A 23537-nucleotide genomic window follows, 5' to 3' on the forward strand; every position below is an offset into this window, starting at 1 on the left:
ATAATCCAACTCAAAAGCCACTTGCATTAGCCGCCTAAATCTCCGAAGATCTAGGTGCCTTTCTCTTATGATGAACTACCGGACCGAACAATGGACTTTCCCCAGCTGCGTGCTCAATTTCCTACACTCGAGCAGACCTTAGAGGGATACCCTCTGTGTTATCTGGACACGGCAGCTACTAGCCAGAAGCCCAATAGAGTCATAGATGCCATGACTCAGTATTATCATAACAATAATGCCAATGTTCACCGAGCCGCACACCAGCTCTCGTCCAGAGCCACGTCTCAATATGAAGCGGTACGCGATCAGCTAAAGGGCTTTATCAAGGCCAGCCGTCGTGAAGAGATCATCTTTACCCACGGCACCACAGAGTCGATCAATATGGTCACCCATGGCCTGATTAATCAAATACAATCAGGCGATATCATCTTAATAGACACTGCCGCTCATCATGCCAACATCGTCCCCTGGCAAGAACTCGCTAAGCGTAGCGGTGCCATCATCAAACCAATCCCGCTGACTGATGATTGCCGAATCGATGAACTGGCTTATGAAGAGCTGCTCAAACAAAAGCCAGCCATCGTGGCTCTATGCCATGTATCCAACGCTCTGGGCACGCTTAACCCAGTGAATAATTTAGTCGCTAAGGCCAAGGCGACCGGTGCTATCACCTTAGTCGACGGAGCTCAAGCTATCGCCCATCTGGAGATCGATGTACAGGCCATAGGTTGTGATTTCTATGTGTTCTCCGGCCACAAGATGTATGGCCCAACGGGCATAGGTGTGCTCTATGGGCGTTTCGATATTCTCGATAAGCTCGAGCCTATGATGACTGGCGGTGAGATGATAAAGGCCGTCAGCTTCGATGTGACTGAGTTTAATATTTTACCCAACAGACTCGAAGCCGGCACACCGCCCATAGCCGAAGTTATCGGCCTTGGGGCGGCGATAGACTTTATCCTTGCCCTCCCTAAAGCTGAAACGGCTCAAAGAGAACAAACACTGTTGGCTTATCTGCAAAATCAATTAACAGGTTTAGGCGATATTCACCTCTACGGTGCCAACAAAAACAACATCGGTGCCGTCGCCTTTAATTTGGCCAGTGAACATCATCAAGATGTGGGGATATTACTGGATCAACAAGGGATCGCCGTTCGCTGTGGCCATCACTGTGCCATGCCTTTGATGCAGAGCTTAGGCATTAAGGGCTGCTGCCGGGCATCAATAGGCGTCTATACCAGTAAAGAAGATATCGATCGCTTTATAGAGGCTTTAGCGTCGGTAAAAGAGATGTTGTTAGATTAACGAAATCAGCTATAGCTTCTAGCTATGTTATTTAAACATCATTCAAGGTAACTAATTCAGGTCAATTTTATGAGCTCAGCAGTACAGCCAGCCACAGAGACATTTTTAACACTTAAACTCGATAGCAGTGAGATATTGCCTCGATTCGAAAACGCCAACAACTGGCAGGAGCGCTATCGTCAGATAATGCTCCTTGGCAAGAGCTTACCTAAGCTGGAAGATGAATTTCGTGTGGAGCAAGCCCAAGTCAGAGGATGCGAGAGTAATGCCTGGCTGTATCATAGTGAAATCGACGGAAAACATTACTACCTCGCCGACAGCGATGCCCGCATAGTCAAAGGCCTGGTGGCACTGCTACTCACCGCTTGCCATGGTAAGAGTTCAGCAGAGATAGCGGCTTTCGATATTGATGCCTACTTCGATAAGCTTGGGCTAACTGGACAGCTTAGTCCCTCACGCACCAATGGATTGTTTGCCTTGGCTAAGGCAATTAAAGCATCAGTCTGACTGACTTGTTAGATAACAAATAGGCTTAACCTGTCTGATAACAAGTAGTAAATATCTTTTTTGATTGGGTTCATTGGGCTTTACTGTTACTTGATTAGTTTACTAAGTACCATAGCATTATTGTTATTTATTGCTTGCAGCAGGCGTATGTGCAGATATTTCTGTAGCGCGCAGCAAGTACATCCTTGTAAGCTCGACGATGGCACCCTTGCCATCAACGGCTACAGCTGCATCTACACAGGTAATCCCAAAATCAAAAGCTGTGAATGAGTGACCTGATGTACAAACGTTTCCATCACTCTTTTCAGTGTGTATCTGTTACTTATCCTTGCCCTCAGTTCTCTCTGTGGTAAATGAAATGTGCTTAAATCTGTATTGCTTGTTACCTAAGTAGCATCATTTGACTAGCTTATTTGACTAATATCTAATTATGTTAATTTAGAATATGATGACATCACAAAGAGATGCAAAAACTCAGTGAGTAGAGTTGTTTACAATCAGAGAGGATTCCATTGAAGACTTTAGCGCACAGCAGTAAATTACCGCACTTAGGCACCAGCATATTTACTTATATGTCAGGGCTGGCAAATCAATACAATGCCATTAACCTCTCTCAAGGCTTTCCCGAGTTCGATGCGCCTAAACTGTTAAAGCAAGGTTTGGCCAAATACTGCGATCAAGGTTTTAATCAGTACGCCCCCTCCTCTGGACTTGCACCACTACAGACTCAAATTGCCTCCCTTATCGGGCGTAAGTATGGCGTAGATGTAAACTCAAAAGATACGGTAACCGTGACTTCGGGAGCGACCGAAGCATTGTTTGTCGCAATACAGGCCATCACCCATCTAGGAGACGAGATAATCATCTTCGATCCGGCTTATGACTCCTATAAACCCGCCATTGAACTGGCCGGAGGCCGTGCGGTGCATATACCAATGCAGGCGCCAGATTATGCCATAAACTGGCCGTTGGTAGCCGCTGCTATCACCGATAAAACCCGCGCAATTATTATCAACACGCCCCATAACCCCAGCGCAAAAACGTTAAAGCAAGCTGACTTCGATGAATTAAAGGCATTAGTGATCGAACATGATCTGCTGATAATAAGTGATGAGGTATATGAACATATCACCTTTGAAGGGACACCACACATCAGTGTATTGAGCGATGCTGAACTTTTTTCACGCGCTTTTGTTATCTCTAGTTTTGGCAAAACGTTCCATTGTACTGGCTGGAAGATGGGTTACTGCGTAGCCCCCGAGACGCTGACACAAGAATTTAGGAAGATTCACCAATATATCACCTTTTCAAGCTTCACCCCTGCGCAACTGGCGTTAACAGATATGCTGGCCGAAGAGCCTGAACATATCACAGCACTCGCCCCTTTTTATCAACATAAGAGAGACGTGTTAGTTAATGCACTGCAAAATAGCCGCTTTACGATTTTACCCAGCGAAGGCACCTATTTTTTGCTGCTAGATTACTCAGAGATCTCAGGACTAGACGACATGTCATTTTGTGAATATCTAGTCAAAGAGATTGGCGTAGCTGCAATCCCACTCAGTGTGTTTTACCAAACAGCCCCCGGAGATAGAGTCATTCGCCTATGCTTTGCTAAAGAGGATAGAACATTGATTCAAGCCGCCGAAAAGCTAAGTGCTTTGTAGCAAGTATTGTCCGCTACTAATATTGACTCACTTGTCAGATAACAAGTTTAAAATGCCTTTTTAGCAATGATTCATGAACTGCTTTAATACTTGTTTAGCTTGCTAAGAACCATAGCTGCATTGTTGTCTAACGCTTGTCCGTCGAGTGCCGAGCATGGATGCACCAATGTCGTGGTGGCAGGAGCCTGTGAACAACGTATATGCAAACACTTTTATTACACGGCGCGATAGTCTCTGCCGTGGCATCTTTGTCACGGACGGTCACAGCCGCGTTTACATCTGAGTATTTATCTCTTCGACTTTGGATGGCGGGTATTCAGTCACTCATTTGTGGACATAAATGAATTACAGTTAAAAATAAGCAAGCATTAACAATATCTTTTAGCTTCCCAACTCATCTAAAGGAAAGTTGCTTACACAAGCTTTCATAATCAGACGTTTCGATCCAACCTAGGCTAATTGTATTAATGGTTATTGGTGTGTCAGATAAAGAAAGAGCCTCGGCAACGCGAGGCTCAATAAGAAAGTAATACCTTTAAATCATTATGGCTGCTGACGAGTCGCAGCAATAACAATCTCACGAATACAAACGCCTTGTGGCTGCTGATATGCAAACTCAACTGTGCGAGCTATGTCGTCAGCGACTAACACGCCTTCCATACTCTCTTTCCATGCTTCGTAGCCTTCTTTGATCTCATCAGAAGTTGTGTGAGATAACAGTTCAGTTTCAACCGCCCCCGGTGCAATCGTAGTGACACGAACGTTTGAGCCTGCAACTTCTTCGCGTACATTTTCAGAGATAGCGTGTACCGCGAATTTAGTACCACAGTATGCTGCATGGTTGGGGAATGTCTTACGACCAGCAATCGAGCTAACATTAATGATAGTACCAGACTGACGCGCTTTCATTGGTGCAAGTACCGCTTGCATGCCGTTCATTAGACCAATTACGTTTACATCGAACATGGTTTTCCACTCCGATGCGCCTTGGTCAGCAAGTTCGCCGAGTAGCATCATACCCGCGTTGTTAACGATACAATCTGTTTCGCCGTAAACCTCTTCTGCTTTTGCAATGGCGGCTTCAAAAGAGGCTTTATCAGTCACGTCTACCTTCTCACATATCGTGTTTGGTAGATTTAGTGCTTCGAGGCGATCGACACGACGAGCCAGAAGAAGCAGTGGGTGACCAGCATTACTCATGCGACGTGCGATTGCTTCACCAATACCAGAACTTGCACCTGTAATAACAACTAACTTTTTCATTTTTAAATCTCCAAATATTCAATTAAGAAGCAACGTGGTTTGTTGCGATGGGGGTATATTAAGAGAATACCCTTAGTTGATATATAGCCATTAAATCAAATAACTGTTTCCATACAGCAACAATTGTAAGGGCCACATTTAACGATTAAATACACTTCCAATTTCCAATAGATAAAAACGAAACAAACCAGCGTTTTACAGGCCAAAAAGAGCAACTAAACGATAGCTTTGTTCACTAAGAGCTAATTAACGTAAGGTCTTTGAGAAAAAATCGTCCAACTTATCAATAGCTTGATTTACATACTTATCTTGATCATAAAGATCAAAGTGTTGAGCGCCTTCAATTTCAAAGAGTTGCACATTTTTGCCTGCTTCAGTCCCTCGTTTTACCGCAACTTCACTAAAATAAGCCGTTAATGCCTCTGTCCCCACAATCGCTAAGAATGGCGTATCACCAATGAGTTCCATGTTTTCCGATGGGTTAAATGCATAACGCGTATCCAATGACATCGCGGCGCGAAGCGGGCTGTAGTTTTCTGCCGCGGCACCACGTTCTGGGTTGCGATAATAGTCAGCCGCTCGTACCCAAAATTCGTTCATTGATTTAGCTTTCTCTGCCGACGGAATACCATCAACTAATACAACTTCACCTGTTTCGTAATATTTTTGGCGAGCATCACTTGCCATTTTGATCTGCTGGCGGTACTGCTCAATTGGGTCACCGGTAAGCTGATCCATATATTGCGTAGCGCCGCCCATACCATAATCAGTAAAGTCGACAAAACCACTTACGGTCGCAACAGAGTCTAAACGTGTGTCTTGTATTGCAACTTGTATGCTGTAACCAGCACCAGAACAGATACCCAGCTCTCCAACACGCTCAGGATCTACACCTGGGAAGTTACTTAGGAAGGTAATCGCATTTTTGATGTCTTCCACTTTCATTGGCGCATTTTCCATACCGCGAGGATAGCCACCACTTTCACCGTAAGTTCGGTGATCGAATGCTAATGTGATGTAACCTTCTTTTGCCATCTTCTGTGCATAAATCCCAGCCGTTTGTTCTTTAACACCGCTTGCAGGGGTGATCACAACAATCGCTGGATAGCTTTTATTTTCGTCGTAGTGAGGCGGTAGAAATACGTTCCCAGCGATGTGGACATTTTCACTGAGAAAAGCGACTTTATTTTTCCCTGCTTGGTACTCATCACCTAGGAAGTTGCTTTGAGCGATTGCAGGCGCTGCACTTAGCATTGCTGTAGCGACTAAAGAAAGGCTCATTAATTTTAACTTTTTCATTTTTTCTCCAATTAAATTCAAGTTGTTTAGAAAACGAGTCGAATTATATGGAGTGATTTATTGTAGATATATAGGTCACAATGCACAGCTATGTAACCTATTAGTCAACAATAAAGCTAAATTCAGCGAACTATTTTGTGTTATTCGTGTACACGATCCTTATTAGTCTAGACAGAAAGCAGAGCTTTTCCCTAGAAATCCGACTCAAATCTCTGCTTGATAAAGTCAATGAAGGCTCTTAAACGTTTAGGCTGATATTTATCTCTATGGTAAACCGCAGAAAATAACACCGATGGAATATGCCATTTGGGCAGTATTTCCACCAAGATCCCCTGTTCAATAGCATCAGCGCAGTACATACGAGGCACACGAATAATGCCGTTTCCAGCCATCGCATTGGTGATCAAAGCATATCCGTTCTTAGAAACCAGATTCCCTTCAACACTGATCCCCACTTGCTCATCGGCATTCTCATCCGACTCAAAACTCCAGCGTTTAACTGAGCCGGTCAAACATCGGTGCTCGCTCAGTTCACTTGGGTATTCAGGATTGCCATATTTGTTGACGTAACTTGGGCTCGCTAAGGTTACCACGTCAATGTCCATCAGTTTCTTGGCAATAAAGCCGGAGTCTTCCAACAGCCCCATTCGAAAGGCAATATCGAAGTCGTCTTGGATTAAATCGATTCGATGACTACTAAAATCGAGGTGAACTTGAATATGAGGGTGCTCTATCATGAACTCAGCCACATACTTGGAGATGATCCGCTCACCGATGTAACCTCCGACACAATTAACTCGGATCAGTCCCCGCACTTCTTCTGTATCATCCACTGCGGCGATAAGTGCTTGGTCAATCCCATTAATCGCTTTTTCACATTGTTGGTAAAAGCGTTCGCCCGCTTGAGTAAGTTTTAGACTTCGAGTTGTACGAGTAAGTAGCGTCACTTTCATGTTCTTTTCAAGTGAGCTTATCTGGCGCGATACATGCGAGCGCGATACATTCAGCGCTTCCGCCGCTTTAGTGAAATTACCTAACTGTGCAATCAGCACAAAAGAACGAATATCCGCCAAGTTGATATTGTTTATCACGACTCTCTCCCATTTCATTTGTAATCATATAACAACAGTAAATCAACCATTGCCGCATATATCAACAAAGTGACCTGATTTATTATCTCATTCGTTAAAACACAGCATGAATAGCAAACCTTTTGGAGAATATTAAAATGGCCATTCAAACTCTAAACCCTTACACCAACCAAGTTGAACAAGGTTTTGAAGCAATTTCTAATGCAGAGATCAAGCAAGCAATAAGTGACTCTCACTCGGCATTCCTAGAGTGGAGCAACACTGCTATTGAACAGCGTTCACAGTTACTCCTCAATGTGGCTGATTTACTAGAAAAGAATGCTAGCCACTACTCAGCTCTAATGACAAAAGAGATGGGAAAACTGTTTAGAGAAGGTGTTGAATGGGAAATTCCAAACTGCGTAGATATGTGTCGTTACTATGCCAACAACGCGGCGGAGTTCTTAAAACCACAGCCTATTTTGGATGTTGAACAAGGAACTGCACATATTGAAAGCCTACCTATGGGGGTTATTTTCGGTGTTATGCCTTGGAACTTCCCATTCTACCAAATAATCCGTTTTGCAGTGCCTAACTTGATGGCTGGCAATACAGTGCTATTTAAGCACGCTTCTAATGTTCCTCAGTGTGCCATCGCACTTACAGAGCTGTTTAAAGACGCTGGCTTCCCACACGGTGTTATCAATAACCTGTTGATGTCAGCTTATCAGTCGGAGTTAGTGATTAGTGACAAGCGTGTTCAAGGGGTATCTCTAACTGGGAGTGAACGAGCTGGATCTACCGTTGCGGCTCTGGCAGGCAAATATCTTAAGAAAGTTGTGATGGAGCTAGGTGGCAACGACCCATTTATTGTTCTTGCGGATGCCGATGTAGAAAAAGCCGCCGACTTAGCGTTAATTGCAAAAATGTTTAACTCTGGTGAGGTTTGTACAGGTGCCAAACGATTCATTATTGCGGCACAGGTTTACGATGAGTTCATGACTCTGTTTACGCAAAAAATGGCTGCTATGAAAGCGGGCGATCCGATGAATATGTCGACTGATTATGCGCCACTCGTGAGTGAGAAAGAGTGTCAATCTTTACTCGAACAAGTTCATAACGCCGTTAAACAAGGGGCAACATTAGTTCTTGGTGGTGAACGTGAGCCGTTACCTGGTGCATGGTTAAAACCAACTATCTTGGCGGATGTAACGGAGAAAATGGATGTCTTTGACCGTGAATTGTTTGGACCCATTGCAGTGGTTTACAAAGTGTCATCAGAACAACAAGCCATTGAGCTTGCCAATAACAGTTCTTATGGCTTGAGCTCATCTATCTTCTCTCGTGATGAAAATAAAGCTCGTGCTATCGCATCCAAACTTGAAACCGGTGTGTCATTCATCAATAGCTTTACTATCTCTGAGCCATGCCTACCTTTTGGTGGAGTGAAACACTCAGGTTTTGGTCGTGAACTAGGCCGTGCCGGTATGGATGAATTTGTAAACAAAAAGCTTGTACGTTCACTTTAATCTCAAAGGAAGCCTCCAAACGGAGGCTTCTGGTTTTTGGGAGAAAGAAATTATGAAATTGCGAGTAGATGAATCAAAAGAAAAAGACGGGACAGCCATATCTTTTGTGCTTTAGAACATCCGCCACGTTCAACCTTTAAGTCACCTCTACTCAGCTTTGTTCAGAATAACGATTATGACTTCAGCTCGACGTACCTTAATCGGCTCAGAATAGAAGAATTTCGCAGTCGAAATATGCCTATTTAATAAGACCTGTCTCCACTGCACCCGATAGCTTATTTTCCAGACTAGACCATAGCCCTTCACTGCCTTTAGCTATACGACGATTGACGGAAAAAACCTTCTCTTTAGGCACATTATTGTCACGCCAACTATGACCCTCGCCATGCAGATTATGTAATAGAGGCGGCACCCTGTCGATTGCCTTGGCGAAACTTGCATCGGCGGTTTCACCCAGCTCAAACTCATACCACAGATCCATATAGGTATCAGCCTGCCCCTCAGGTAAGATATCTAGAATACGCTTAAGGCCTGCCGCTTCTTTCTGTTTCATTTCCTGAGTTTCAGATTGATAGATGATGGTATCCCCTGCATCTATCTCACCTAAGTCATGTATGAGTAGCATCTTGATGACCCGATCGATATTGATAGGCTTATCAGCAAACTCTTTAAGCATCAGAGCCGATATACACACATGCCAGCTATGCTCGGCCGAATTCTCGTAACGGTCAAGACCAACAGGTCTGGTTTTTCTCTTAACATCCTTAAGCTTCTCGATCTCCACGATAAAGCTCAGCACCTTTTCGATATCACCATTAACTGAATCTGCTTTGTTCACTAGTCCTCCTTAATCTGTCATGTAGGATACTGCGTCTTGCACCATCCTGATAAAAGCGTGTCGTTTCTATCAGCTTCAGCAGATATTATAGGGGCTATAGTCATTGATAAAGACGGCAACCTTCTACACACTTTCAAAAATAAATTGTAAATAAACACCTTCCAGAACAAGACATCAGTTAAAGAAAAGGCCTTCTGTCGATGACTGAAGGCCTTAGGTGATTTTCAAGATATAACAGCAATTGGTATTAACAGTGTTTACTCGCAGTTGTTCTTATTGGAACCAACTCCGCGCCAATTACGTTCTCGTAACCAGCTCTCGACTCCTCCACTGCAAAAGTATTAATCCTAAAATAACTAGTATTCCCACGAAGCCTGCACCAAAAGGATTGAACAATATCAAGGGAACCATCATTAGCGCGATAACACGTTCCATATTAGACAGTACCCGCAATAGATACCCTTCGATGGATATCGCTAATGCCAGTATGATTGCAGCTGTCTGAGCGATAGCAAAACCAAACTCCAATACACTCGCCTCAGAACTTACCAGATCCGTATAGGCCATCATGATAGGGATAATAAACAGACCACCAGCAAGCTTAAAGGCCTCCACCGAAGATTTCATTGGATTCGCCTTGGCCACACCAGCCGCAGCAAAGGCGGCCAATGCAATCGGCGGCGTCACATTTGAAGTCTGAGACAACCAGAAAATAATCAGGTGCGCCGTCAACAAGGGCAGACCAAAGTCCCCCAACATGGGCACGGCCATCACGGCAAGTACGATATAAGCCGCGGTCACAGGTAATCCCATGCCCAACACCAGTGCTACGATACTGATGAGCCCGAGAGCCAGTAGCATGTAACCGCCGGAAAACTCCATCACAAACTGAGTGAACTGCAAGCCAATTCCAGTCTGACCCACTACACCGACGATAATCCCCGCCGCGCCACAGGCCACCGAAATTGGTAGTGCCATCAGAGCACCGTTTTTCATTCCCTGAATAAACTTGGTCAAGCCAATACGGCTGTGTTTACGCAGCGCAGCCGTCACTAATATGGCTGCACAACCAGCAACACCAACCAACAATGGCGAATAAGCCATCATCAGCAATGCGGTGATCAAGCCCAGAGGAATAAGATGATGAGCACCATGTTTCATTACAGAAATTACGGCCTCGGTGCGACTCACAGCCTGCAGGTTTAACTTACAAGCCATCAAGTGTACATAGAGCAAGGTACAGAAGAAGTAGAGAATAGCCGGGGCAATAGAGGCTAACATTATCTCGCTATAGGGGACCCCGGTAAACTGCGCCATCACAAAAGCGCCAGCCCCCATGATAGGTGGCATAATCTGCCCGCCCGTCGATGCAGCCGCTTCGATACCCGCCGCCTGTTCAGGTTTATAACCCAGCTTCTTCATCATAGGTATGGTCACCGAGCCTGTAGTCACAGTATTGGCAATCGCAGACCCCGAAATAGAACCAAGACCTGCCGAGGCCAAAACCGCGGCCTTTGCTGGACCACCGCGATACTTACCTGCGATAGAGAATGATAGATCAATAAAGAATTTACCCGCACCGGTCACTTCTAAGAAGGCGCCGAAGAGTACGAAGATAAATACCGTCGTGGCCGCAATGCCTAAGGCTGAGCCAAATACCCCATTAGCGGAGTAAATCTGAAACTGGATGAGTTCTTGCAGCGAATATGCCTTAGTCGCAATCGCGCTTGGCAACATGTCACCAAAGGCACTGTAGGATAGAAACAGCGCAGCAATCAGTACCATCACCCAACCCACAGTACGACGACAACCTTCCATCAAGAGCAATAACAGGGCACAACCCGCCACTAAATCTGGCACCTTCAAACCATAGAGCAAATGATCAATATCGTTATAATCAAAAATACTCATTCGGTAGGCGGCAAACAAGGTTAATCCACAGAGCGCGAGATCAAACACTCGGCCCGGGAGGTAGAGTTTGCTGTATCGATTGTTCACTAGCGGGTAATGCAGGAAAATCAGCACCAACACCCAGCACAAATGCACAGGCCTGAAGTAAGTCGCCGAAATGGTGGAAGTGATCCCCTGCCAAATCTGAAACGCAGATAGAGCAACTGCAATGGCTAGAATCACATAGCCAAATACTTTTAACGTTGATTCATAAGGCAGAGATGTATCGATGGTCACTGAGCTATGATTAGCTTTAGTATCTTCGAGTACAGGTTCAGCATGACCTAATTTAGTATTATTAGTTTGGGTCATATCATGTCCTCAATAGGTTAATGCCAAAGTGACTCCTTGCTTACGAAAAGAGAGGTTTACATTAGGCATCAACAAAAATGAAAAGGGTATATCAGAAAAAATAAAGGTAACTCATTAAGCTACCTTTACCTTTGTCTCATTGAGTTTTTAAATTGTAATTAGCTTACTTAGATAATGAATCCAGATACTTCTGCGCACCAGCATGCAGTGGCACACCCGCTAAACGGTTGGCATTTTCAGGTGTGGTCGCCTCGGCAACTTTCACAACCTTACGCACTTCACCCATGTTTTCAAACGCAGACTTAGTCAAGTTATAGGCCATTTCATCACTCATTTTGGCACTGACAACAACTACGTTCCATACACTCAAGGTAGACACAGCTCCCACGTTCTTATACACATCAGCAGGTATGGTGTACTTGCTATAAGCCGGGTTTGTCTCGATGAAGGCAGCACTTTCGGCATCGGATACAGGAATAAGATTGATCTTATGAGTCAGAGAAATTTGAGTCACTGCGCCAACACCTTGTCCGCCAACGATGAAACCAGCATCAATCTGACCATTGGCCAATGCATTGGTAGTCTCACCATAATTTAAGTAGACCGCATCGATATCTTTCTTCACATCAATACCGACAGAGGCCAGCAAAGCTGCAGCCGTTACCGCAGTACCGCTTGCCGGAGCACCTAAGGAAATACGCTTGCCCTTAAGATCGGCTAAAGATTTAATTCCGGACTTTTCCAATGCTATGGTATGTACTAGGTTTGGATAAAGCGCAAACAAGGTTTTAACTGGCATTTCGCTGCGAAATTTACCTTCGCCTTTATAGGCATCGAGTACCACGTTCCCCATAGCAATACCTGCAATCATGTCACCGCGCACGACCTTGATGGTATTCTCAACCGATGCCGCTGTCACTTCCGCTTTCACGTTTACATCAGGCACCTTGTCGGACCAAACTTTGGCTAACGCCCCACCGAATGGATAATAGATACCGCTTTGACCGCCAGTACCGATAGAGTAATTTTCAGCTTGTACAGCCGAAGGTAAAATAAGCAGCAATGCGAGTGCAAGCGCGCGATAAAACATAGCTTTCCCCTTGATTAATTTAATACATTTGTTGTTTTTAGTTCTTAACTTCATCAGTCAGAACCTGTTGATTATTAGTACGTTTTCACTTCAATTTGGCAACGATAGTCACTTAAGGGCAAGTCAAAGTCAAGATGTCGAATAGTCTAAGTGGATAGGTTAATATGAAGCTTATGGGAATAATAAAAAACATATGTACTATGGGTGTTTCCTTACCATAATCTCAGGAGAGATATGAAGCGCGAACTGAACAGACGACAACTGATTAAAGCCATAGCAGCTGGCGGTGTGCTTAGCCAATTCGGTAGCTTCTCGGCCCTTGCCACGCAAACGAAACGCCTCTATATCGATGGTCTATGTTTTCTGCCCGATGACCTCACCGATTTAAAAGCCTCAAACATCGATGCTTACCTGTGTGATATATCCGATATTGAAGCCATAAAGCAGCCCGATGGTACCACCAACTATAAACGCACCTACCAAGCGTGTATGAGGAGTATCTCCAAAGCACTCACGCGAGTGAATGATAACCCTGACAAGCTTATTCTGGGTACAAGCAGCAGCGATATTACCCGCGCCCACAACACTGGAAAAACTGCGGTTTTCTTTCAAATTCAAGGGGCGGATTGTGTCGAGAACAGTATTAGCTCAGGCTTGAGTCAAGTCGATGAGTTTTATGACAAAGGACTTAGAGCACTGCAACTCACTCACCATTATGGCAACAAATTTAGCGGTGGCGCCTTAGATAATACTCAATCAACAGATGACGCTCTGGGTAATAAAAAGAGTCAAGGGCTCAATAAACCACTGACCCAAGCAGGCAAACAGTTAATCACTAAGCTCAACGATAAACGTATCTTAGTCGATGTCAGTCATTCCAGTCCGCAATCAGCGTTGGACACGGCCAAGGTATCGAACTCCCCTATCGTTCAAAGCCACGGAGCCGTGCGCGCCATCGTCAATCATGCTCGCTGCTCACCCGATGAGGTTATCAAAGCTATCGCAGATACTGGCGGCCTGTTTGGCATATTTATGATGAGCTTCTGGCTCACTAACGACAAAATACCGACTACCGAGCACTACATTGCTCACCTGAAGCATGTGGCTAATGTGGCTGGCATAGATGCCGTTGCTATTGCCAACGACTATCCGCTTACTGGTCAGAATAACCTGCTTAAGCTGAACAACAATAATGCAGCAGGCGTAAAGCAGTATCTCGATTGGTGGCACAGTTTACGAGCCAAGAATGTACTTGGCTATGATATTGAGCCAGTACACGTGGTGATCCCCGAACTCAACCATATTCACCGTATGAAACGCATAGATTCAGCCTTAGCTAAGTCTGGATTTAGTGGCAGTGACAGAGATAAGATCATGGGCGGCAATTGGCAAAGAGTATTAAAAGAAGTATTAGGGTAAACTCTCATTGATTAATGTAGATACCTCTTCAACTGAACTGGTCAGACTATAAAATCTTATGGATAAAATGAGAATATACCAGCTGAGTGATTGTCACTTACACCTGGGCGATGAAGCCTCAAGAGCAAATTTAATTCGTGCTCTAACGACAATTGAAGAAGCTGATGATGGTGATGTACTCCTGTTAACTGGTGACTTAATCTGTGGCCCTTGTGTTGAAATATATACGCAATTTAAAGCCATAGTTCAGGCTCATACTTCTATCGTCAAAATCTTTGCCATTGCGGGGAATCATGACGATTTAGCTATGATGAAGTCGGTGTTTAGTGACAGTCGAATCCAAGTAAAAGATCATGTCCATCTTAACGATAACCTGAGTCTATGCTTTGTCGATTCCAGCCAAAAACCACTATCCAACATGTCACTCGGTGGGGGACGAGTTTCAACCAAAGCTCTAAGCGCCCTGAAAAAGTTCACCAGAAAGCATCGGTCCATCGTGGTGATTCACCACCCAGTGGTTAATTTAGGCGCCAAGTGGTTTACCGAGATAGGTATTGAAAATAATCTTGCTGTCATGGAGGCGATACATCCACAAACTCTGGCTATTTTAAGCGGACATGCCCATGCATTTTTCAAGGAGCCTATAAAAATCCAAGAGCGAATCATCCCGCTCATTGTCAGCCCGGCAACCTCCTACGGCTTCGAACACACCAATCCCAGCTATGAAAAAAATACCAATATAGGCATCATGGCTTTTGACCTTGTTCCCACTCTAGCTCTGACTCCAGCTCCAGCTCCAGCTCCAGCAGTGGGCGAAGAGATAAAACCAGAGAAAGCAACTGGCACTAACAACAGAGAAATTGAATACTCATTACGTGAATCTGTGATCAATCTCAATCACTAGGGTTTCATTGCTAATCCAACAGACCAGCAGCAGATAAAATCCTTCAAGAGCATCTGATTTTTACAGCTCCCTCCCCCTGAAAGAGACAACAGCAACAATTCTTATCCAAACAGCCTATTAGAACACATGTTCAATAATAGCCAATGATGTCATATCAAGGCCAAGTCTTGGGCCTGAATACATAAGCCACAACCTAGACTTTTAACCTAGTACAAAAGATTAAGTTTACCTGCTTTATGTAAATATCATTGTTCAAAGATAGCAATTAGCAGTCTACTCCAACTTAACAATTTTATTACCTATGTATGTCGCCTCCCCATCTTCTTTGGCCTGAGACATTCAGCGAATACCATCGATAACATTATATTTTAATTACAATTAACGAGTCAGAATAACCTAAGGGATTGCTAATATCTTTAATGTTATTTGTAGTACACATCTCTTTGATGTTGAGGAATCCGCCAATAATAAATAAAAATTAACTAATGTAACAATGTGAGATTGATCACACATTGTCGTCATAAATCGACGCATTATCAGATCTGATCATGAGGTTCAATCTACAAGTTGAATCAAACATATATTAAATCATCTCGACCAATGAAGGTTTTATATGGACATTTTAGAAGAACTTTTCAAAGCTGCTCCCTTAGTCGCACTTTTTATAACGCTCACTTTTGGTTACCTCATAGGTAAAATCACCATAGGTAAATTTGTCTTAGGCGGGGTGGCAGGGACATTGCTCGTAGGCGTTGTTGTTGGCCAAGTCGGTGTGGATATTGACAGTGGTGTCAAAAGTATTTTTTTCGCGTTATTTATTTATGCCGTCGGTTTTCAAGGCGGACCACAATTTTTTGGTGCACTAAACCGGCGCACACTCAATATACTGCTCTCCGCTGTCGTCATGACTGTGACTGGCTTAGTCTGTGTTATTGCTGCGGCTTGGCTTTTCGATCTTGATAGAGGCACTGCCGCAGGCTTGGCCGCCGGAGGATTAACACAGTCATCAATTATAGGAACTGCTGGTGACTCCATCGCTAACCTCATGGGAGTGAGCGACCAAGCTAAGAAGATCATGGAAACCAATGTGGCTGTCGGCTACGCCGTGACCTACATTTTCGGCTCATTGGGACCGATAATTATGGTGACCTGGTTTTTCCCCACGATTATGGGTTGGGACATTCGCGCCGAAGCAATCAAGAAAGCCAACTCGATGTCAGGTGGTAAACCCGAACTAGAACCAGGGCAATTCAACGCTATAAGCAGAATTGTTTCGAGAGCTTATAAGATATCTCCTGATAGCTATGCAATAGGCAAAACCGTCGCAGAAGTTAATGAGGCGCTCTACGATGTGGCTATTGAACTCATTCAACGACAAGGCGCAGACACCGCGGCCGATGCAGAGACAATAATACAACAAGATGATGTTGTTATTGTCACCGGTGTCAGAACTTCAATTCATAAAATACCCGATTTCTTAGGCGTAGAGTGCAGCGTACCGGAAGACTTTACCTTAATTGAAGAGCATCGACAGCTACTGGTGACTGGTGAAAAGCTGGTAGGTAAGAAATTAAAAGAGATAAAACAGGTTACAGGCTTGTCAGTGCGACGAGGTGTTTATCTATCTGACTACAAACGCGCAGGTAAAACCATCAATATATCGCCAGATCTTATTGTCGAAAAGAACGACCAGTTGCAATTAACCGGCACGCCTGATGATATTAACCGTGTTCAAAATACCATAGGTGACAGATTAGTCTCTCCATATTTCACCGACTTTGTATTTTTTGGACTGGGCATGACAGTAGGTATGCTGATTGGCCTGATACATTTTAAGATAGCCGGTATTCCCGTCACCATAGGATCTGGAGCCGGTTGCCTTGTTTCCGGTCTCATGTTCGGTTGGCTCAGAAATACCCACCCAAGATTTGCATCACTGCCTATGGGAGCCTCTAACTTTCTACGTGATTTTGGTCTTGCGGTATTTGTCGGACTCGTTGGCTTATCAGCTGGCCCTCAGGCGGTAGTCACCATCAAAGAGTACGGTCTCACACTGCTTTTCTTAGGCGTTTTTGTCACTATCGTGCCTCAAATTATCGCCTTTTTCTTTTCCTATTACGTCTTGAGAATAAAAGATCCAATAGAAGCCTTGGGCGCCTTAGTCGGTGGCCGAAGTGCTAACCCAGGCTTTGCCGCCTTACTGAGTAAAGCGGGTAACCCAACGCCAGTATTCTCTTTTACGGTGACCTATGCCGTAGCAAATGTTCTCCTCACATTGTGGGGACCTATCATAGTCGGCATCATCACTAAAAATGTTGCTGGTTAATTGTTTATCTATATACATAAATGGATGGTTATATGAAAAATCTAGATTTCTCACAATTTACAAACCTAAGCCCGTTTGAGCTAAAAGATAAGCTAATCGAAGTCGCTCAAGCCACGCCAGATCGAATTTTATTGGATGCCGGGCGCGGCAACCCCAACTTTTTAGCCACATTACCGAGACGCGCTTTTCTAAGATTAGGTGATTTCGCCTTAGAAGAGTCTGAGCGTTCATATGCTTACCTCAATGAAGGCTTCGGTGGCATTCCCGACGGCAAAGGCATCGTTGCCCGATTTGATACGTTCGCTAAAGAGCATAAAGATACCGAAGGCGTTAAGTTTCTCCAGTCTTCAATCAGTTATGTAAAAGACCAGTTAGGATTAAGCCGCGAATCGTTTCTACACGAAATGGTGAATGCATTTCTAGGTTGTAATTACCCAGTGCCTCCTAGAATGTTGACCAATATCGAATCGATCGTAAACGCATACATAGCACAAGAGATGTATGGCAGTTTACCTGTCAATAACGATTTTGATTTGTTTGCCACCGAGGGCGGTACGGCAGCAATGACCTATACCTTCCAAACTATGTTTACTAACGGCTTATTAAAGAAAGGCGATAAAGTAGCGTTAACCACACCTATCTTTACACCTTATTTAGAAATCCCGGAACTTGCAGAGTTTGAGCTGGAAATTGTTGAGATCCGCTTAGATGAGGAGACATGGCAGTTAACCGATCCGGAAATTGCTAAACTGGAAGACAAAGACATTAAACTGCTCTGCGTCGTAAATCCAAGTAACCCGCCTTCGGTTAAGTTTTCCAATGACATATTAGATAAGTTAGCCAACTTAGTTGCCACTAAGCGCAAAGACCTGTTTATCGTCACTGACGATGTATATGGCACATTCGCCGATGACTTTGTGTCGCTGTTTGCTAAATGTCCATACAACACCTTATGTGTATATTCCTTCTCTAAATACTTCGGCGCGACGGGTTGGCGCTTAGGTGTTATCGGTATTCAAGATAAAAATATCTTCGACGACACATTAAAGTCTATGTCTGAAGAGCACAACTTAACATTAGATGATCGCTATAAAACCTTAACCCCTCATCCCAGAGACATAAAGTTTATCGACCGCATGGTTGCCGATAGCCGAAATGTCGCCCTTAACCACACTGCTGGTCTTTCTTTGCCACAACAAGTACAAATGGCACTGTTCTCACTCAGCTGCCTGATGGACAGAGGTAATGACTACAAGCGCGCAACCAAACGACTCATTCGTGAACGTTATCAAACCCTCTACAAAAATATGGGGATTAAGGTAGAAGAGAACGAAAACAGTGTTGACTACTACACCTTGCTCGATTTAGATATCCTTGGGGCTAAAATGTATGGTGATGAATTCGTCAACTGGTTCAAGCAGTCTGGCTTAGGTAAAGAGTTTCTATTCAGGCTCGCCGATGAAACAGGGGTAGTACTCCTGCCAGGTAAAGGATTCGATGTAGTTCACGCTTCAGTCAGAGTGTCCTTAGCGAATTTAACCCATCATGAGTATGCAGCCATAGGTCGCTTAACCAGAAAAGTGATGGATGAGTGCTATGCCGAATACGTGAAAAATAAGTAAACTTATCTAACTCGCTCACTCAAGATAACGAGTGTGATCTTGAGTGAGTTTGTCCCCGACTTGCCTATCGTTCAGAAAGCCGTTCAACTTACTCTTATGTTCAGCTTCACTAAATCGATTTTTATCCCGCCGTTTCTCCCAGCTTGAATAACTGATTTAAGCACTAAAATCTTTTTCGACCATTGATTTATTGTCGCGATTCTCATCTAATACCAATCGGTATAATAATCCTGTTCGCCACAAACCAAAGAAATATTTATGCTGACAACCTTAGCCATTCAAAATTACCGTTCGCTGCGTGAGATCAGAGTCCCACTCGAGCGGCTCAACTTAGTCACAGGCGCTAACGGAAGCGGCAAGTCTAACCTCTACAAGGCACTGAGATTACTGGCGCAAACCGCACAAGGAGGCGTGGTTAACGCATTGGCATTAGAAGGTGGATTGGACTCCAGTTTTTGGGCTGGGCCTGAAAATATCACTAAGGGTATGCTAAGAGGCGAAACCGCCATAGAACCAACGGTGCGACAGCAGGTCAAGCGTCTTAAACTCGGATTTGCCAGCGATGAGTTCAGCTACCTTATCGAACTTGGACTACCTAAGCCTGATTCCACCACCTTATTCGGCTTAGACCCGCAGATTAAACGCGAAGCCATCTGGGTTGGTAACAAGTATCGTCCCGCGGCTGTACTCGTTGAGCGTCGAGGTCCTTTGGTCAAGAGCCGCGCCGAGAAAAATAAGCAAGCCGGCTGGCAAACTTTGAACTTACATATGCAACACGGTGACAGCATCTTTAGCGAACTTGCCGATCCCGAGCGTGCTCCCGAGGTACTTAGGCTCAGAGACAGCATCCGCGCCTGGCGCTTTTACGATCACTTTCGTAGTGACAGCGACGCCCCAGCAAGAAAGCCACAACTAGGCACGCGAACACCAGTACTTCACCATGATGGCCGAGATCTCGCCTCGGCAATTCAGACTATTTTCGAGATAGGTGATAAGGAAGGCTTCGATCATGCAGTCAGTGACGCCTTTCCCGGCGCACATGTGCATATCGAATATGAATCTAACGGTATGCTCAGCCTGAACTTCTATCAAGAAGGTTTACTCAGGCCCCTCAAGGCTGGCGAATTATCCGATGGTACGCTGAGATACCTGCTACTCATCGCAGCCTTGTTAACCCCAAGGCCACCGGAACTAATGGTGCTCAACGAGCCGGAAACCAGCTTACATCCGGATCTCCTGCCCGCCCTGTCTCGGTTAATTGCTAAAGCATCGAGCCTATGTCAGCTTTGGGTCGTCTCTCACGCCAAAAGGCTCATCAATGCCCTCAATGAATTTGAGCACTGTAATCTTATTGAGCTAGATAAACAGCTGGGTCAAACAGAGATCATAGGCCAAGATATCTTGAGTACACCGAGTTGGAACTGGCAACAGAAATGAGTTTACTTGTCAGATAACAAGTTTCAAATATCTTTATTGGGTTCATTTGGCAGGTTTGATATTTGGTTCGCTAACTGAACCGTTTTACTTCAATTTTATCTATCACCTGCCGTGGGCTTAAGTGCAAACACTTCTGTGACACGCTGTGAATATATCCCTATACGCTCTGCGACATCATCCCTGATGTCGAAGGTCACAGCCGCGTTTACACCTGATTATTTATCTCTTCGATTGGAATTTTACTGACTGTGATCACAGACTGTGATTATTGACAGTAACCCACTTTTGGACATAAACGAGTCAGAGCCTAGCCTCTAACTCGCGAGCTTTTGGTTAGGAGAAGTATGGCAATTAGATATGAGTTAACGCCGCCATAAGCGGTGAGTAACAGTTGGCTAAAATGTGTAGCGAAGCGGAACTGAGCCAACTGTTACTAATCCGACTTTATGGCCTTGTTATGTGCTGATTACTAATATGTTTATCCAACATAAATTACAGCTAGCGACCTTTCTACAAAGCTTAAAAGCTCACTATCTGTAATTTGAACTTGGTCTGCCGCTGGATTAGTATCGTGATGAAACTGTCCTGCATAACGATTTATTTCATTTAGTTCGTTAGTAATGTTTTGAGCATTAATAAGGGGACTTGATGGTTGCGCATTACTAATCAAGTCAATAACTTGACCAAACAAAAGGCCTCTATTTATCAGGTTAGGAAAGCGTCTATGTAGATACCCCTCAAGCATAGGCCTAATGGATCTAGCTATTTCCATACTACTCTGAGCAGTACCAACTATATATTCATCAAGCATACGGTGGCATTTGAAATATGCACTTTCACATTCTTGATCGAGATTAATTACATCGAAGTCACTATAGCGATTAATAACTGATTTTAGCTTTAAACATTTAATGTCGTTTGGGCTTCCGGTACGCAACACATCATCACGAAGATTGCGAAGAAAATGAACATCATGTGCAAGAACAATTATTTGCTCGCAACTATCATGCAATCTCTTTAAAACAGTACGTGTTTGCTGTTTTCTATTAAGATCTAAACTACACATTGGATCATCAATTACGATAACCTTGTTGGCTAAATCAGGTTCAGACTCTGCAGAAGCTATGAAGAAAGCAAAAGCTAATGTGCGTTTATCACCTTCGCTCAAAGAAGTCTTAAAATCTGGTACACCGCCATTTAAAGCAATATTGGCACCGCGCATTTGCAGTACATAATCACTTCTCAAACCACCCCGGTAATTAAAATCAATGTTAGGAATCAGAAATTGAGCACCAAAACCGCGTAAAAGCTCATTAATACGATCTTTATAGCTTTCTAGTGTTGCTTGCATGATTTGATTCAAGGCATCTTTTTTTGTTTGCTTTTCGGCTTTTGCAGCTACATCTTGATTTTTTTCCAACGCAAGCTGCGAAAATAAATCTATAACATCTTGCCTGTAACGTATTTGGGCCCACTCCAAATCACGGATTTGGTTTTGCAAATTATCAATACTTAGAGCTGCCAAATTGTTTTTGTAGTCTGTTATAATAGCTGTAGCATTTGAAATTGAATCGTTACATGCACCAACAACATCTAAAACTACCTGCCAGTTTCTAGAAACTTCGTTTCTGTCCTCTTCAGATCCAACAGAATCAAGCAAATTGACTTCTTTTCTCTCTCTCAAAGCGTTTAACAGATTTTCAATATTAGAAAGAGCATCTCTTGCTGAACTTTCATCGAATGTAGGAGGTATTACCTCAGCATGTTCCTGCCAACCATCAATGACTGCGCTGACAGTTTCAAACCGAGACTTTAATCTATCAATTATCTCATTAGAGCATCTTGCGTTAATAAGGCCTGTCAGCCGAGAAACTCCTGATTTCAGCTGATTATAATCTTGATTAAAATAACTGCGATATGCTTGTATTAATTCGACCCCATCAAGAGGTTGGTTGCAATACAAGCAATTACCTTCATCACCATACGAATGCCCGTCACTTATCCATTTCTCTAAACGATTTTTGCTATGACTATTTAAATGTTCTTTAACTTGCTGTTCCGCAGCTAGGTCAATATTTTCAAGGGATGTACCTAAAATATTGAAAACATCATCCACATTAAGTGTTGGCAATACTAATTGCTGAGGCAATGCCTTAGCTTGAATAAGACTGATATTTTGAGCTTCAACGATTTTGCCATTAAGAACGGATATTTGGTCATCTGCATCTACAACTTCTGCTATTCTTTGAAATTGAGTTTGCGTCAAACCTCTGTGTAACACTTCTAATTGATTGCTTGTTTCTCGTAAAGAGCTGGCTGCTGTTCTCGCATTATTATCTGCAAGATCATATTCTTGTTGCGCTACAACAGCACTTTCGCCAAGTGCAAATTGCAATAAGTTTTTTCGTTGGTCGGCAGTAACTTGTCCACCTGCATAAACATTTTGCTCAACGAAATCGGCATCAAATACTAAAAGTTCTGGGCGCTCGGTATTCCAACTACCATTTTGAAAAGTAGAACGCTGCCCATTAGAAAATTGAAGAATAGCTTCTTGGTCATTATTACCATCAATCGTTCGGCGGTTTACAAGTAATTCAGGCCTATTCGTTGAGCAAGAACGAAATAACGAAGCAAGTGTTGATTTACCTCGTCCATTATCTGCATAAATAAAGCTAGCTTTCTTTAGCCCATGAGCTCTTGCATCAGCATCATGTAAAAGCCCTATACCTTTTATTCTATGTATTCTTTCTAACATCGATATCCCTTTTGTAATTCGATACTAAACATGCTGGCTTTCCGAAGTACATAACAGCGTATTAGCGTGAATTCCGATAAACCTTTTGTAACGAACAGTGCTGAACTAAACTAAATCCTAATTAATTCACTATATTTTTAGTAACTTACCATCAAGAATATTGTCAAGCAATGGGATTAGGGAGTGGAGAAAGCGAGAATTTAGATAATCGAGAATCACTTTAGGTCGATATGTAAACTTAAGG

16 protein-coding genes are annotated in these 23537 nt (G+C 43.7%); 9 read left to right on the top strand and 7 right to left on the bottom strand.

From position 1 onward, the window contains the following. The first annotated feature begins 90 nt into the window (after positions 1–90). From sps_RS13080 to sps_RS13090, 3 genes are all read left to right on the top strand, one after another. Positions 91–1305 (top strand): cysteine desulfurase, encoded by a 1215-nt coding sequence (locus sps_RS13080; RefSeq protein WP_077752936.1) that lies wholly within the window; start codon positions 91–93, stop codon positions 1303–1305. 69 nt (positions 1306–1374) lie between these two features. Further along, positions 1375–1812: a SufE family protein gene (locus sps_RS13085; RefSeq protein ID WP_077752937.1), complete on the top strand. Its 438-nt coding sequence runs from the start codon at positions 1375–1377 to the stop codon at positions 1810–1812. Between the two features lie 512 nt (positions 1813–2324). After that, positions 2325–3479: a methionine aminotransferase gene (locus sps_RS13090; RefSeq protein ID WP_077752938.1), complete on the top strand. Its 1155-nt coding sequence runs from the start codon at positions 2325–2327 to the stop codon at positions 3477–3479. Positions 3480–4022: 543 nt separating this feature from the next. On the opposite strand, the gene sps_RS13095 is transcribed toward sps_RS13090, so the two are convergent. From sps_RS13095 to sps_RS13105, 3 genes are all read right to left on the bottom strand, one after another. Further along, the gene (locus tag sps_RS13095; protein ID WP_077752939.1) at positions 4023–4742 is read right to left on the bottom strand and encodes an SDR family oxidoreductase; all 720 of its coding nucleotides are present in this window, start codon (positions 4740–4742) and stop codon (positions 4023–4025) included. Positions 4743–4988: 246 nt separating this feature from the next. After that, positions 4989–6041 carry an alpha/beta hydrolase gene (locus sps_RS13100; RefSeq protein ID WP_077752940.1) on the bottom strand — a complete coding sequence of 351 codons (1053 nt, stop codon included), beginning with the start codon at positions 6039–6041 and terminating at the stop codon, positions 4989–4991. Between the two features lie 191 nt (positions 6042–6232). Beyond that, positions 6233–7132, bottom strand: a complete 900-nt coding sequence (locus sps_RS13105; protein WP_077755675.1) for a LysR family transcriptional regulator — start codon at positions 7130–7132, stop codon at positions 6233–6235. A gap of 137 nt (positions 7133–7269) precedes the next feature. On the opposite strand from sps_RS13105, the gene sps_RS13110 reads away from it, so the two are divergent. Then, positions 7270–8640, top strand: a complete 1371-nt coding sequence (locus tag sps_RS13110) for an NAD-dependent succinate-semialdehyde dehydrogenase (protein WP_077752941.1) — start codon at positions 7270–7272, stop codon at positions 8638–8640. Between the two features lie 238 nt (positions 8641–8878). Here sps_RS13110 and sps_RS13115 read toward each other — a convergent pair whose 3' ends face one another. The 3 genes from sps_RS13115 to sps_RS13125 all read right to left on the bottom strand — a co-directional run bounded on the left by sps_RS13115 (position 8879) and on the right by sps_RS13125 (position 12830). Then, a complete protein-coding gene (locus tag sps_RS13115) occupies positions 8879–9478 on the bottom strand; it encodes an HD domain-containing protein (RefSeq protein ID WP_218919645.1) in 600 nt (199 codons plus the stop codon). A gap of 297 nt (positions 9479–9775) precedes the next feature. Next, on the bottom strand, positions 9776–11740 hold the full coding sequence (locus sps_RS13120) for a TRAP transporter permease (RefSeq protein ID WP_218919646.1): 1965 nt from the start codon (positions 11738–11740) through the stop codon (positions 9776–9778). A gap of 163 nt (positions 11741–11903) precedes the next feature. Next, positions 11904–12830, bottom strand: coding sequence for a TAXI family TRAP transporter solute-binding subunit (locus sps_RS13125; RefSeq protein WP_077752942.1), 927 nt, complete (start codon positions 12828–12830; stop codon positions 11904–11906). Positions 12831–13064: 234 nt separating this feature from the next. Here sps_RS13125 and sps_RS13130 point away from each other — a divergent pair, with 234 nt between their 5' ends. The 5 genes from sps_RS13130 to sps_RS13150 all read left to right on the top strand — a co-directional run bounded on the left by sps_RS13130 (position 13065) and on the right by sps_RS13150 (position 20538). Next, complete coding sequence (locus sps_RS13130) at positions 13065–14249, top strand: membrane dipeptidase (protein WP_077752943.1); 1185 nt, start codon at positions 13065–13067, stop codon at positions 14247–14249. 67 nt (positions 14250–14316) lie between these two features. Then, positions 14317–15153: a metallophosphoesterase family protein gene (locus sps_RS13135; protein ID WP_077752944.1), complete on the top strand. Its 837-nt coding sequence runs from the start codon at positions 14317–14319 to the stop codon at positions 15151–15153. Between the two features lie 613 nt (positions 15154–15766). After that, on the top strand, positions 15767–17479 hold the full coding sequence (gene aspT, locus sps_RS13140) for an aspartate-alanine antiporter (protein WP_077752945.1): 1713 nt from the start codon (positions 15767–15769) through the stop codon (positions 17477–17479). A 32-nt stretch (positions 17480–17511) separates the two neighbouring features. Beyond that, entirely contained in the window at positions 17512–19101 is a 1590-nt protein-coding gene (locus sps_RS13145; RefSeq protein ID WP_149027273.1) for a bifunctional aspartate transaminase/aspartate 4-decarboxylase, read from the top strand. A 258-nt stretch (positions 19102–19359) separates the two neighbouring features. Beyond that, complete coding sequence (locus sps_RS13150; protein ID WP_077752947.1) at positions 19360–20538, top strand: AAA family ATPase; 1179 nt, start codon at positions 19360–19362, stop codon at positions 20536–20538. A gap of 478 nt (positions 20539–21016) precedes the next feature. Here sps_RS13150 and sps_RS13155 read toward each other — a convergent pair whose 3' ends face one another. Next, positions 21017–23293, bottom strand: coding sequence for an AAA family ATPase (locus sps_RS13155; protein ID WP_077752948.1), 2277 nt, complete (start codon positions 23291–23293; stop codon positions 21017–21019). Positions 23294–23537: the final 244 nt, after the last annotated feature.

It is taken from the genome of Shewanella psychrophila (assembly GCF_002005305.1).
GTDB lineage: Bacteria > Pseudomonadota > Gammaproteobacteria > Enterobacterales > Shewanellaceae > Shewanella > Shewanella psychrophila.